We start from the raw sequence: 13,139 nt of genomic DNA, 5'->3' as shown, positions 1-13,139 counted from the left end.
GGCGATCCGGCACACCAAGGGCCGCGCCCCCTCGGGGAACGCGGCCCTTCGTCGCACGGCGGCCCCTGACGACTCAGGTCAGCAGCCCCGTCGCCAGCCCCACCACCGGCACCGCGTCGAACGACTCGGCCTGCGCCAAGGGACCCGTGACGGTCTTGGACGTCATGGGCTTGAAGTCGGCGAGCTGGGTGCCGACGCCGTTGTCGAGCGGGTCGACACCGGTGCCCGCGAGGGGGTTGGGCTTGAGGCCCGCGACGGGACCCGCCACATAGCGGACCGAGCCGGTGAGGGCCGCGGCACCGGCCTCGGGGTCGACGTTGCCGAGGGAGGTGGGGCGGGTGTGCACCATGCCCAGGACCGACTCGGTGTCCGCCGCGGCCGGCGCCACTGACGCACCCAGGGCCGCTCCCGCCGTCGCGAGCACGGCAAGGGCGTGCCGGGTGGTGGGCCTGTAGGAGGAGTCGTTTCGAGCCATGGTTGGTGCCACCTCTTGATCGCACTGAGTAAGCAGTTCGCAACCGAGGGTAGTTGAGAAGCCGTGTGCGCTTCAATCAGCGACCCACGAGCAAGGAAGTTCGGGAATCCCTGGCCCTACCCCTCGCGCGGCAGCACCGCCCCCGGATTCAGCACGCCCGTCGGATCCAGTGCCGCCTTCAGCGACCGCATCACGGCGATCTCCGCCGGCGACCTGCTCAGGTGCAGATAGCGGGCCTTGGCCCGGCCCACCCCGTGCTCCGCGCTGATGCTGCCGCCGACGGCCGCCACCCGCCCGAGCACCGCGCCGGTCACCGCGTCCTCGTCCTCGTCCGCCACGTCCAGCAGGTTGACGTGCAGGTTCCCCTCCGCCAAATGCCCGAAGAGATACGGCCGGCCACGCCCCGCCAGCACCCCGGGCAGATCGGCGACGAAGCCGGGCACCTCGGCCGACGGCACCGTCACGTCCAGCTTCAGCGGCACGCCCGCCGCGTTGATCGACTCGGTGTGCCGCTCCCGGTAGGCGGCCAGCCGCCGCCGGTCGGCGTCCGCGAGCGCGACCGCCGTCTCCGCCGGTCCCGCCTCGTCCAGCACGCCGGCCAACTCCTCGGCCGGATCGCGCCTCCCGGCGCACTCCACGAGCAGATACACCGGGTACGCGGTACGGAACGGCGCGGGCAGCCCGCTCTTCTCCAGCACCAGCGCCAGTCCCTCGGCCATGAAGAACTCCGCCAGTTCCAGCGACTCCAGCACCCGCAACCGCGCCACCAGCGCCAGCGCCGCCTCCAGCGAGTCGAGCCCCACGAGCGCGCTCACCCGCTCGGGCAGCCGCGGCACCAGGCGCAGCCGGGCCCGCGTCACCACGGCCAACGTCCCCTCGCTGCCGACCAGCAGGCCGGTCAGGTCGTACCCCGCGTTGTCCTTGGGCAGCCCGGCCAGCCGGTCCAGCACGGTCCCGTCCGCCAGCACGGCCTCCAGCCCGGCCACGTTGGCACGAGTGGTGCCGTGGCGTACGACCCGCTCGCCGCCCGCGTTGGTCGCGATCATCCCGCCGAGCGTCGCGGAGTCCCGGGCGGCGAGGTCGACGCCGAACTCCAGCCCGTGGGCGGCGACATGACGGCGCAGGTCCGACAGCACCACCCCGGCGCCCACCGTCACCCGGCCCACGCTCATGTCGACCTCCCCGATGCCGTCCAGCCGGCGCAGCGACAGCACGACCTCGCCGCCGTCCGGCGTGGGCACCGATCCGCCGACCAGCCCGGTGTTGCCGCCCTGCGGCACGACCGGCACGCCGCCCGCCCGACACCGCCGCAGCACCTCGGCCACCTGTGCGGTGTCGGCGGGCCGCACCACCAGACGGGCCCGGCCCCGGTAGCGGCCGGTGAAGTCGGTCTCGTACGAGGCGCGCAGGGCCGGGTCGGCGAGCACCTGGGCCGGTCCGACAACGGCGGACAACTGCTGGGCGAGACGATCGGTATCCACGGGGCCGGCACTCCTCCTCGTCGTACGGCGTACGGCGTACGTCGGACGCGCGGGCGAGGCGGCGCACCCGCCCGCCGACCTCGCATCCTACGAAGCGACCGCTCCGGACAGGGGCTCCTCGCCCCGCGTGCGCGCGTACGGCGCGAAACGTCCGCCCGGGCCACGGCAGGATCACACCGGCCCCCCGAACCCGCCGCAGCACCGGACACCGATCCGGTCGCCGCCCGACACCCGCTCCCGGGGCCGGACGGCGGCAGGGATAATGACGGGATGCGCGCGGGCGGGACCCCACCCGCGCCGGCCCCCGAGACCGCCGGTGAGAAGGACGACACATTGGGTTCCCATCCGCCCATACCCACCAGGGTCGTGCTGCTGTGCGGCCCGTCCGGCTCCGGCAAGTCGCTCCTCTCCGCCCGTTCCGGCCTGCCGGTGCTGCGGCTCGACGACTTCTACAAGGAGGGCACCGACCCGACGCTGCCGCAGGTCGCCGGGAGTTCCGACATCGACTGGGACCACCCGGCCTCGTGGGACGCGGACGCCGCCGTCGCCGCGATCGCGGACCTGTGCCGCTCGGGCCGTACGGACATTCCCGTCTACGACATCTCGCTCAGCGCCCGCACCGGCGCCGAGACCCTCGACATCGGGCGGACCCCGCTGTTCATCGCGGAGGGCGTCTTCGCCGCCGAGGTCGTCACCCGCTGCCGTGAACTGGGCGTGCTGGCCGACGCCCTGTGCCTGAGCCGCGGCCCGGTGCGCACCTTCCGGCGCCGCTTCGCGCGCGACCTGAAGGAGGGGCGCAAGTCGGTCCCGTTCCTGCTGCGCCGCGGCTGGCGCCTGATGCGCGCGGAGCGTTCCATCGTCGCCCGGCAGACCGCGCTCGGGGCGTACGCCTGCGACCGGGACGAGGCGATGGGCCGCCTGGCCGCCGCCGCGGCCGGCCGCTGCACCACGGCCCGTACGGCCGCGTAGCCTCCCGGACGCCGGGCCCCGGCACACGAAGGCGGGACTGGACGGACCCCCCGGCCCTCCAGCCCCGCTCCCCCGTGTTCCCCCGTACCTCCCCCGATTTCCCCCGTCCTGCTTCCCCCGTGCTCCCCCCCTGGGCCCCGTACTCCCCCGTACTCCCCCTGGGGCCCTGCCTTCAGGCGACGAGCTCCCCGAAGGCGTGCTGCTCGTCACGGCCGAAGCTGAGGACCTCGTCCTCGCGCAGCCGGCGCAGCGAGCGCCAGATGCTGGACTTCACCGTGCCGACACTGATGTCGAGGATCTCCGCGATCTCCGGGTCCGTGCGGCCCTCGTAGTAGCGCAGGACCAGCATGGTGCGCTGGAGTTCGGGCAGCCGGGCCAGCGCCTGCCACAGGACCGCGCGCAGCTCGGTGCCGCGCATCGCGTCCGTGTCGCCGGCCGTCTCCGGCAGTTCCTCGGTCGGGTACTCGTTGAGCTTGCGGCGCCGCCAGGCGCTGATGTGCAGGTTGGTCATGGTGCGGCGGAGGTATCCGCCGACCGCGGCCTTGTCACTGATCCGGTCCCATGCCCGGTACGTCGAGAACAGCGCGCTCTGCAGCAGGTCCTCGGCCTCGAAGCGGTCCCCGGTCAGGTGGTAGGCGGTCGCGTACAGGGAGGCGCGGCGTTCCTGGACGTAGGCGGTGAACTCCGCCTCGGTCAGCGAACGACGCTCCCCCGGCTCCTCCCCGTACGCGGCTCCCCCGTGCGGTTCCCCCGTGAAACCGTCCACCACCGTCATGTAGGCGGTGTGCTGACGCCCGGTGCCGCGAGCGCACCCCCGCCCGCTCACAGCACCGGACTTCTCTGCCCCCCGGCCCGACTGCACGTCGTGCAGACGCGTGACCACTGCGCTGGTGCTGATGCCGTGCAGCGTGTTCATCTCGCGCCCCCCGTCGTGTACTTGCCGGTGTCCGGCCCTGCTCGTCCTGCTTCCTTGCCTGTGCCGAAAAGCTTGCCGAGCCGACATCATCGCCGTGTCCCCCGACTGTCACAGACGTGTCACAGGGGCCGGCCCGCGCGTCCGTCGCGCGACACCAGGCACCGTCACGGAGGAGAACGGTACGGCTACGCAGCCGCCCGAGTGTCGAAACGCCGGCCCACCATGGGCCAGAATGAGCCCGTGCCTTCCCTGTTGCTGATCGAGGACGACGACGCCATCCGCACGGCCCTGGAGCTCTCACTGACGCGCCAGGGACACCGCGTGGCGACCGCTGCCAGTGGTGAGGACGGTCTGAAGCTGCTGCGTGAGCAGCGGCCGGATCTGATCGTGCTGGATGTGATGCTGCCCGGCATCGACGGGTTCGAGGTGTGCCGGCGCATCCGGCGCACCGACCAGCTGCCGATCATCCTGCTGACCGCTCGCAGCGACGACATCGACGTGGTCGTCGGGCTGGAGTCCGGCGCCGACGACTATGTCGTCAAGCCGGTGCAGGGCCGGGTGCTGGACGCGCGCATCCGTGCCGTGCTGCGGCGCGGCGAGCGGGAGGCGAACGACGCGGCGGCCTTCGGCAGCCTCGTCATCGACCGCGCCGCGATGACCGTCACGAAGAACGGCGAGGACCTCCAGCTGACCCCGACCGAGCTGCGGCTGCTGCTCGAACTGAGCCGACGGCCCGGTCAGGCGCTGTCCCGGCAGCAGTTGCTGCGGCTGGTGTGGGAGCACGACTACCTCGGCGACTCCCGGCTCGTGGACGCCTGCGTCCAGCGGCTGCGCGCCAAGGTCGAGGACGTGCCGTCCTCGCCGACCCTGATCCGTACCGTGCGGGGTGTCGGCTACCGGCTGGATCCGCCTCAGTGACCGACGCGCACAAGGGGCTGCGCGGCTGGGCCGCGGCACGCAAGGGAGCTCTGTCGACGCTGCGCTTCACCAGTCTGCGGCTGCGGCTGGTCGTCGTGTTCGGGCTGGTGGCGCTGACGGCCGCGGTGTCCGCGTCCGGGATCGCCTACTGGCTCAACCGCGAGGCCGTGCTCACCCGCACCCAGGACGCGGTGCTGCGCGACTTCGAGCAGGAGATGCAGAACCGCGCGGGCGCCCTGCCCGCCCATCCGAGCCAGGACGAACTCCAGCGCACCGCCGGTCAGATGGCCAGCAGCAGCCAGCGCTTCAGCGTGCTGCTGGTCGCCGAGGACGCGGCCGGCCGTCCGGTCTACGGCAGTTCCGGCGGCCTGAACGACGGCTTCGCGCTGGCCGACGTACCGAAGTCGCTGCGCACGGCGGTGAACAAGGAACAGCCGCTCACCGCGCACAACAAGTCGCCGTACCACCTGTACTGGCAGCGGATCGTGGACGGCGGCACGCCGTATCTGGTGGCCGGCACCCGGGTGATCGGCGGTGGGCCGACCGGCTACTTGGTCAAGTCGCTGGAGCCGGAGGCGAAGGACCTCAACTCGTTGGCCTGGTCGCTCGGCATCGCCACCGGCCTCGCGCTGATCGGCTCGGCGCTGCTCGCGCAGGCCGCCGCCACGACCGTGCTGAAGCCCGTGCACCGGCTCGGCGTCGCCGCGCTGCGGCTCGGGGAGGGCAAGCTGGACACCCGTCTCAGGGTCTCGGGGACCGATGAACTGGCCGATCTCTCACGGACGTTCAACAAGGCCGCCGAGGCGCTGGAGAAGCGTGTGGCGGACATGGCCGCGCGGGACAACGCCTCCCGGCGGTTCGTGGCGGACATGAGCCACGAGCTGCGCACACCGCTCACCGCCATCACCGCCGTGACGGAGGTGCTGGAGGAGGAGCTGGAGTCCGAGAGCGGCAGCCTCGACCCGATGATCGAGCCCGCGGTACGGCTGGTGGTGAGCGAGACCCGGCGGCTAAACGACCTGGTCGAGAACCTGATGGAGGTCACCCGCTTCGACGCGGGCACCGCCCGGCTGGTCCTCGACGACGTCGACGTGGCCGACCAGATCACCGCGTGCATCGACGCCCGCGCCTGGCTGGACGCGGTCGAGCTGGACGCGGCGCGGGGCATCCACGCCCGCCTGGATCCGCGCCGACTGGACGTCATACTCGCCAACCTCATCGGCAACGCGCTCAAGCACGGCGGTTCGCCGGTGCGGGTGGCCGTGCGCGAGGAGGACAGCGAGGTCGTCATCCAGGTCCGCGACCACGGTCCCGGCATCCCGGCGGACGTCCTGCCGCACGTCTTCGACCGCTTCTACAAGGCCAGCGCGTCCCGTCCCCGCTCCGAGGGCAGCGGCCTCGGCCTGTCCATCGCCCTGGAGAACGCCCACATCCACGGCGGTGACATCACCGCCGCCAACTCGCCGGAGGGCGGTGCGGTGTTCACGCTCAGGCTGCCACGGGACGGGTCGGACGTGGTGCGGGCGGCGGAGGAGAAGCGCTCGGAGAAGGACGACACGTGAGGAAGGGGGGACGCGTGCGCAACGCTCGTCTCCTGGTCGTGCCCGTGTTCGCCGCGCTGCTCGCCGGCTGCGGCATCCGGGCCACCGAGGTGCCGACGGACTTCGGCGCGGCGCCCTCGCGGGCGCACTGTTCGCTCGCCGGTGCGGACCTCGCCACGCGGTCCTCGGCGGGGATGCCGGTGCGGGTCTTCCTGCTCTGCGGCTCGTCGCTGCTGACGGTGGACCGTGCCGTGCGGGTCCCCGAGGGCGCGGAGGACTCCGCGCGCCGGGTGCTGGTGGCGCAGGGCCTGCTGGACGAACTCGCGAGGACGCCGCCGGCGGCCGAGAAGCAGGCCGGCTACTCGACGGACGTACGCGCGGGTACGACGGTCGGCGGGCCCGCCCCGCGGGATCCGGAGGACACCTTGCGGCTGTCCGTCGCCCCCGACGACCTCACCTCCTACGCGCTCGCGCAGATCGTCTGCACGTTCTCCGACTCGGCCGCGGCCGAGGGGGACGGCTCGGTGATCCTCGGCGGCCCCGGTACCGCGCCGCCCCGCCGCTACGAGTGCACGGACGACCTGCGCGCCCGTCCGGGCGAGGTGGATCCGCCGTCGGCGCAGGTCACGGGCGGCTGACCCCGGGTGTGGCGCATGCCTCACCCGGGCAGGGGGGCCCGGCCCGGAACCGATCGCGCCGGAGGCCGCGTCTTGGGGGGCGTGCAGCGTCAAGGCTCCAGGGGCGGCAGCGCCGCGATCCACATGCGCGTGACGGGGGGTGTCCTCCTCGCCGCGCACCTCGCCCTCGTCGCCTGGTACACGCTGCGTCCGCTGGACGTGCCCTGGGTGATGCCCGCCAATCTGCGTCCGCTCGCCGGTATCCGCGCCGACCTCGCGCTGGGCTGGCCGGCGGCGGCGCGCGGCATCGGGGGCGCGCTGGCGCTGCTCGCGCCGCTGGGTGTGCTGCTGCCCCTGGCCGGCGGCAGGGTGCGGGTCTCGCCACTGGGCTCGCTGCTGCGCACGGTCACCGCCGGGGCACTGATCTCGCTCGGCATAGAGCTGCTCCAGACCGGGGTGCCGGGCCAGGTCGTCGACGTGGACTCCGTGCTGCTGAACACCGCGGGCGTCGCCCTCGCCCATGTCGCCCTCGTCCCGGCGGGCCGCTCCTGGGTGCGCCGCAGGGCTCACGACCGGCACCGGGCAGCCCCGCCGGCCCCTCCCAGGGAAGAACCCAGGGAGGAGGCGTCTCAGGGTCGTACCCCGACGATTCCCAGGGTCGGTATCGCCCCATGGAGCGACGCTTTGCCCCCTTCGTCACCGTAGCGTTGTTGTCAGACGGGGCAGGCGGAAGAAGCCCCGGGAAGACGCACCGCGATCGAGCCGTGACGACGAAGGAGTCCTGATGAGCCGCCTTGCCCGCCCCACCAGTGGTCGGATGATCGGCGGAGTGTGCGCAGCGCTGGCACGGCGCTTCGGCACCTCCGCGACCACGATGCGGGTGATCTTTCTGATTTCCTGCTTGCTGCCCGGCCCCCAGTTCCTGCTCTACCTCGCGCTGTGGATCCTGCTGCCCGCGGACGGCAAGGGCGCCCGCACGGCCTGGTGACAGCCACCTGATCTGCCCTCCCTCAGGGGCACGTGTCGATGGGGCGCAACCCTTATCAGGGTGCGCCCCATCGGCACGTCCGAGCGGAGTGGCTCAGCCCAGCGGGATGCCGTTCACCGGGGTGCCGTGGGTGGGCAGACCCTGCACCGGCAGGCCGCCGAGCAGCTTCGCGGCGGGGCCGGTGGGACCCTCGGCCAGCACCGACTCGGCGGCCGGCTGGGCCGCCGCCAGCCCGACGCCGAGCGCGGTCTGCCCCTGGGCGAGCGCCGCGGAGGACCCGGGCACCGCCTGGTTGAGGTTCTCGGCCGGCAGTGTCCTCGCGACCGTGTCCAGCGCCTGGCCCGCGTCGGGCAGGGTGGCCGGGGCGGCGTGGGCGGCGCCCGCACCGGCGGCGGCGAAGGCGGCACCGAGGGCGGCGACACCGAGGGTCTTGGCAGCAGACTGCTTCATGGTGAATTGCGTCCTTGACTGGCTTGAAAATGGGATAAGCGGGATGACGGATCAGGGGGGCGTCCAAGAACGTAAACACCCCGGGGTACCCGCCGCAAACATCGAAATGCGGACGGAATGTGAACGCCCGCCCGCATTCCCGCTCCCCGCCGAGCCCTAGGAAGCCGTGGAGTCCCTGGTGGAGGCGGTCTGCTGGAACAGCCATTCGGACTTCAGCTCGGCATACCCGGGCTTGATCACGTCATTGATCATGGCGAGTCGTTCATCGAAAGGAATGAATGCTGACTTCATAGCATTGACCGAGAACCACTGCATGTCGTCGAGCGTGTAACCGAACGCGTCGACAAGGTGCTCGAATTCCCGGCTCATGCTGGTGTGCGACATCAGCCGGTTGTCCGTGTTCACGGTGGCCCGGAAGTGCAGCCGCCGCAGCAGGCCGATCGGATGCTCGGCGTACGAGGAGGCGGCGCCGGTCTGGAGGTTGGAGCTCGGGCAGAGCTCCAACGGGATGCGCTTGTCCCGGACGTAGGAGGCGAGCCTGCCGAGCCGCACGGTGCCGTCCTCGGCGACCTCGATGTCGTCGATGATCCGCACCCCGTGCCCGAGCCGGTCGGCGCCGCACCACTGCAGGGCCTGCCAGATGGACGGCAGCCCGAAGGCCTCGCCGGCGTGGATGGTGAAGTGGTTGTTCTCGCGCTTGAGGTACTCGAACGCGTCCAGGTGCCGGGTGGGCGGGTAGCCGGCCTCGGCGCCCGCGATGTCGAAGCCGACGACACCCATGTCCCGGTAGCGGTTGGCCAGTTCGGCGATCTCCAGGGCGCGGGCCGCGTGCCGCATCGCGGTGAGCAGCGCGCCCACGCGGATACGGTGGCCGCTCTCGCGGGCGATCCGCTCCCCTTCCCGGAAGCCCTCGTTGACGGCCTCGACGACCTCTTCGAGGGTGAGCCCGCCCTCCAGGTGCTGCTCGGGGGCGTAGCGCACCTCGGCGTAGACGACCCCGTCCTGCGCGAGGTCCTCCGCGCACTCGGCGGCGACCCGGACCAGGGCCTCACGGGTCTGCATGACGCCGACCGTGTGCGAGAAGGTCTCCAGATACCGCTCCAGCGACCCGGAGTCGGCGGCCTCGCGGAACCACAGGCCGAGCTTGCCGGGGTCCGTGTCGGGGAGTTGGGAGTAGCCGCTGTCGCGGGCGAGGTCGACGACGGTGCCGGGACGCAGCCCCCCGTCGAGGTGGTCGTGCAGCAGAACCTTGGGTGCCCGGCGGATCTGGTCCGGGCTCGGGGTGTGCCCCATCCGGTCAGTCTGGCTCGTCATTTTCGCACTCTAACTCCTACGCGCGTAGATCGCCGGGTGTACGTTTCCGTCGATACGTAACGGTGACCGTGCGGACGGGTGGCGTACACCGGTGCTTCTGACACTGTTCTGTCATGGCACAGCAAGCGACGCCGGTTCGTACGGCCCGGCTGGGACGGGCGTTCGGTCCGGAACCGACGGCGGTGAGCGCAGTGGTGCTGCTGCTCCCCGGCGGTGAGGCGAGCTCCGCCCGCAGGCCCTCCCCCCTGCTCGCGTCCGCGTCCGTACGGGGGTTGGGGCGCAGGCTGGCACGTGCGGGACGGGCCGAGGGGCTGGCCGCGCACGTGGTGCACTACCGCTACCGGGGGTGGAACGGCAGCGACGCGCATCTGGCCCGGGACGCCTCCTGGGCCGCCGACGAGGCCGTCCGGCGCTACGGCGACGTCCCGGTCTGCCTGGCCGGGATCGACATGGGCGGGCGGGCGGCGCTGCACGCGGGCGGCCACGAGGCCGTCAACTCCGTGCTGTCCCTTGCTCCCTGGCTGCCCGAGGACGATGTGGCGGCCTCACCCGAACCGGTGAAGCAGCTGGTGGGGCGGCGGGTGCTGATCGTGCACGGCACCAACGACCAGCGCACCGATCCCGAGCTGTCGTTCCGGTACGCGGCGCGGGCGAAGAAGGCCAACCGGGACGTGTGCCGGTTCGAAGTGCACGCGGACCGGCACGGGTTGCACCAGTACCGCGACGAAGTGCTCGCCCTGGCCGAGGACTTCGTGATGGGGGTGCTCTTCGGGAGGGGGTTCTCACGGCCGGTGGAGGACGCGCTGGCCGCGCCGCCGCCGCTCGGGCTGCGGATGCCGCTGGCCGCGGGGTTCGGGCGGTCCCTGCGTCGGTGAGGCGGTGACCGTCGGTGAGGCGGTGACCGCCGGTGAGGCGGTGGCAGCGGGTGAGGCGGTGACCGCCGGTGAGGCGGTGGCGCCACGGCGTCGTGGGCCCCCCGGTCAGGTCGGGAGCAGGTTGCCTCTTCTGGAGAGGAGGAACTTCTTGAAGGCCGCCACCGGGGGTGTGTCCGGGTGGCCCTCCAGCCAGGCCACGCCGATCTCGCGGGCCGCGCGCGGTGCCGTGACCGTCAGCTCCACCACGCCCGGGCGGGCCACCGCCGGGGGCGGCAGGAGCGCCACACCCAGGCCGGCGGCCACGAGGCCGCGCAGGGTCTCCGCCTCCTCGCCCTCGAAGGCGACCCGCGGCTTGAAGCCGGCCTCCCGGCAGAGGTCGTCGGTGATGCGGCGCAGGCCGTAGCCCGGTTCCAGGGTCACGAAGTTCTCCTCCGCCGCCTCGGCGAGGCGGATGCGCCGGCGGGTGGCCAGGCGGTGCTCGGCGGGGACGACGAGGCGGAGCTTCTGCTCGTCGAGCCGGCGGGCCACCAGGTCGGGGGCGTCGGGGACCGGTGAGGTCAGGCAGAGGTCCAGTTCACCCGTGCGCAGGCGTTCGAGCATGGCCTCGCCGTAGTTCTGGACGAGGCTGAAGCGGACCCGGGGGTGGTCCGCGCGGAAGGCGTGCAGCAGGCCGGGGACGGTCTCGGCGCCCATGGTGTGCAGGAAGCCGAACGCGACCTTTCCGGTGGTGGCGTCGGCGTCGGCGCGCACCTCGTCGGCGGCTCGCTCGATCTCGGCGAGGGCGCGGTCCACGGAGGCGAGGAACGTGCGGCCCGCGGCGGTCAGGGAGACGGTGCGGCCGCGGCGGGCGAACAGGTCGACGCCGAGGTCCTGTTCGAGGCGGACCATGGCGCGGGAGAGGGTGGACTGGGGGACGTTCATCTCCTGGGCGGCCCGGGTGACGTGCTCGGTGCGGGCGACGCCGGCGAAGTGCGCGAGGCGCGGGGCGAGGAGTGTGACGATGTCTTCTGTGTCACTGCTTGGTGACAGCCGCGGCCGTGAGCTCTGTTGATGCACCATGGGAACGATTATGACGATTCCATGCATTGGACGGATGAGCGGGAGCGTACGTAGCTTCGAAGCATGACTCCCGCCAGTACCGGGGCGTCCACCCTCGTGGACGCCGCCCCTTCCGCTCCCTCCGCTCCTTCCGCCTCCCCCGCCGAATCGCGCATGGTCCCGGGCGGGCCCGGCTACCGCCGGATGAGTCTCGCCCTCTTCCTCGCGGGAGTGGCGACCTTCGCGCTGCTGTACTCCACCCAGGCCCTGCTCCCCCTGATCTCGGGGGACCTCGGGGTGAGCGCGAGCGAGGCGAGCTGGACCGTGGCGGCGGCGACGGGTGGTCTGGCGCTGTTCGTGATCCCGATGAGCGCGCTGTCCGAGCGGTTCGGACGCCGCACGGTCATGACGCTGTCGCTGGCGGTCGCGGTGGGCGTGGCGCTGCTGGTGCCGTTCGCCGGATCGCTGACCACGCTGGTGGCGTTGCGGGCGGTGCAGGGGGCCGCGCTGGCGGGGGTGCCGGCGGTGGCTACGGCCTATCTGGCGGAGGAGGTCCGGCCCAAGGCGCTGGTCACGGCGATCGGGCTGTTCGTCGCGGGCAACAGCGTCGGGGGGATGAGCGGGCGGGTCATCACCGGGTGGGTCGCGCAGGAGTGGGGCTGGCGGGTGGCCGTCGGTGCGCTCGGGGTGCTGGCGGTGGGGTGCGCGGTGGCGTTCCGGGTGCTGCTGCCGGCGCCGCGGCACTTCTCGGCGGCGTCGGTGCGGCCGCGGGTGCTGGTGGGGACGGTGCGTGAGCATCTGGGCAATCCGCTGCTGCGGCGGCTGTACGCGATCGGCGCGCTGTTCATGACGGTGTTCGGCGGGGTGTACACGGTGATCGGGTACCGGCTGACGGAGGCGCCGTTCGGGCTGCCGCAGGGTGTGGTCGGCTCGATCTTCCTGGTCTACCTGGTGGGGACGGTCTCCGCGTCCACGGCGGGTCGGATGGTGGGGCGGCTCGGGCGCAGGGGGGCGCTGTATCTGGGCGGTGGTACCACCGCGGTGGGGCTGGTGCTGTCCTTGGCGGACTCGCTGGTGCTGGTGCTGCTGGGGCTGGTGCTGATCACGGCGGGCTTCTTCACGGGGCACGCGGTGGCGTCGTCGGCGGTCAGCAAGACGGCGACGCACGGGCGGGCGCAGGCGTCCGCGCTGTACCAGTCGGCGTACTACGTCGGTTCCAGCGCGGGGAGCACGCTGGGGGCGATGGCCTTTCACGCGGGGGGCTGGAGCGGGACCGTGGGCGTGGGGCTGCTGGCGGTGCTGGGGGTTGTCGGGATCACGCTGCTGGGGACACGGGCGGCTCGGGTGGCTGCGACGCGGGTGGCTGCGTAGCGCGTTCGGTGCGGGTTGCCGTCGCGCGGCGGGTGCGGGTGGTGCCGGGGTGCGGTCGCGCGGGGGGGTGCGGGTCTCGTCGGGGGGCGGGTGGTCGTGTCGTCGGGGGGGGGGGGGGGGGGGGGGGGGGGGGGGGGGGGGGGGGGGGGGGGGGGCCGCGCCGCCCCCCCCCGCTTGGGGGCCACG

14 protein-coding genes are annotated in these 13,139 nt (G+C 72.8%); 8 read left to right on the top strand and 6 right to left on the bottom strand.

Annotated elements, in window-relative coordinates:
* Positions 1–73: 73 nt before the first annotated feature.
* Complete coding sequence (locus ACIP2X_RS15070) at positions 74–475, bottom strand: hypothetical protein (RefSeq protein WP_401672432.1); 402 nt, start codon at positions 473–475, stop codon at positions 74–76.
* A 116-nt stretch (positions 476–591) separates the two neighbouring features.
* Positions 592–1,956 carry an FAD-binding oxidoreductase gene (locus ACIP2X_RS15065; RefSeq protein WP_401672429.1) on the bottom strand — a complete coding sequence of 455 codons (1,365 nt, stop codon included), beginning with the start codon at positions 1,954–1,956 and terminating at the stop codon, positions 592–594.
* 333 nt (positions 1,957–2,289) lie between these two features.
* Here ACIP2X_RS15065 and ACIP2X_RS15060 point away from each other — a divergent pair, with 333 nt between their 5' ends.
* Positions 2,290–2,925, top strand: a complete 636-nt coding sequence (locus ACIP2X_RS15060; RefSeq protein ID WP_401672427.1) for a uridine kinase — start codon at positions 2,290–2,292, stop codon at positions 2,923–2,925.
* 172 nt (positions 2,926–3,097) lie between these two features.
* Here the strand turns inward: ACIP2X_RS15060 and ACIP2X_RS15055 are convergent, their stop codons facing one another.
* Positions 3,098–3,841, bottom strand: a complete 744-nt coding sequence (locus tag ACIP2X_RS15055) for a SigE family RNA polymerase sigma factor (RefSeq protein ID WP_401672425.1) — start codon at positions 3,839–3,841, stop codon at positions 3,098–3,100.
* 240 nt (positions 3,842–4,081) lie between these two features.
* On the opposite strand from ACIP2X_RS15055, the gene afsQ1 reads away from it, so the two are divergent.
* The 5 genes from afsQ1 to ACIP2X_RS15030 all read left to right on the top strand — a co-directional run bounded on the left by afsQ1 (position 4,082) and on the right by ACIP2X_RS15030 (position 7,905).
* The gene (afsQ1, locus tag ACIP2X_RS15050; protein WP_365460417.1) at positions 4,082–4,759 is read left to right on the top strand and encodes a two-component system response regulator AfsQ1; all 678 of its coding nucleotides are present in this window, start codon (positions 4,082–4,084) and stop codon (positions 4,757–4,759) included.
* Positions 4,756–6,321, top strand: coding sequence for an ATP-binding protein (locus tag ACIP2X_RS15045; RefSeq protein WP_401672421.1), 1,566 nt, complete (start codon positions 4,756–4,758; stop codon positions 6,319–6,321). Before afsQ1 ends, ACIP2X_RS15045 begins: the two co-directional genes overlap by 4 nt.
* 14 nt (positions 6,322–6,335) lie before the next feature.
* Entirely contained in the window at positions 6,336–6,938 is a 603-nt protein-coding gene (locus ACIP2X_RS15040; protein WP_401672418.1) for a hypothetical protein, read from the top strand.
* Between the two features lie 81 nt (positions 6,939–7,019).
* Positions 7,020–7,622: a VanZ family protein gene (locus tag ACIP2X_RS15035; RefSeq protein ID WP_401672415.1), complete on the top strand. Its 603-nt coding sequence runs from the start codon at positions 7,020–7,022 to the stop codon at positions 7,620–7,622.
* A 79-nt stretch (positions 7,623–7,701) separates the two neighbouring features.
* Entirely contained in the window at positions 7,702–7,905 is a 204-nt protein-coding gene (locus ACIP2X_RS15030) for a PspC domain-containing protein (RefSeq protein ID WP_401672413.1), read from the top strand.
* A 93-nt stretch (positions 7,906–7,998) separates the two neighbouring features.
* Here the strand turns inward: ACIP2X_RS15030 and ACIP2X_RS15025 are convergent, their stop codons facing one another.
* Both ACIP2X_RS15025 and ACIP2X_RS15020 read right to left on the bottom strand, forming a co-directional pair.
* The gene (locus tag ACIP2X_RS15025) at positions 7,999–8,355 is read right to left on the bottom strand and encodes an ATP-binding protein (protein ID WP_401672411.1); all 357 of its coding nucleotides are present in this window, start codon (positions 8,353–8,355) and stop codon (positions 7,999–8,001) included.
* A gap of 156 nt (positions 8,356–8,511) precedes the next feature.
* Complete coding sequence (locus ACIP2X_RS15020; protein WP_401672409.1) at positions 8,512–9,669, bottom strand: adenosine deaminase; 1,158 nt, start codon at positions 9,667–9,669, stop codon at positions 8,512–8,514.
* Between the two features lie 113 nt (positions 9,670–9,782).
* Here ACIP2X_RS15020 and ACIP2X_RS15015 point away from each other — a divergent pair, with 113 nt between their 5' ends.
* Positions 9,783–10,544: an alpha/beta hydrolase gene (locus tag ACIP2X_RS15015; protein ID WP_401672407.1), complete on the top strand. Its 762-nt coding sequence runs from the start codon at positions 9,783–9,785 to the stop codon at positions 10,542–10,544.
* Between the two features lie 105 nt (positions 10,545–10,649).
* Here ACIP2X_RS15015 and ACIP2X_RS15010 read toward each other — a convergent pair whose 3' ends face one another.
* The gene (locus ACIP2X_RS15010) at positions 10,650–11,603 is read right to left on the bottom strand and encodes a LysR family transcriptional regulator (protein WP_401672404.1); all 954 of its coding nucleotides are present in this window, start codon (positions 11,601–11,603) and stop codon (positions 10,650–10,652) included.
* Positions 11,604–11,666: 63 nt separating this feature from the next.
* Here ACIP2X_RS15010 and ACIP2X_RS15005 point away from each other — a divergent pair, with 63 nt between their 5' ends.
* Positions 11,667–12,953, top strand: coding sequence for an MFS transporter (locus ACIP2X_RS15005; RefSeq protein ID WP_401672401.1), 1,287 nt, complete (start codon positions 11,667–11,669; stop codon positions 12,951–12,953).
* Positions 12,954–13,139 lie beyond the last annotated feature (186 nt).

Source organism: Streptomyces sp. NPDC089424, from assembly GCF_044749345.1.
Classification (GTDB): Bacteria; Actinomycetota; Actinomycetes; order Streptomycetales; family Streptomycetaceae; genus Streptomyces.
Note: the sequence above shows the minus strand (reverse complement) of the source record. Positions and strands in the feature narration are given on the sequence as shown.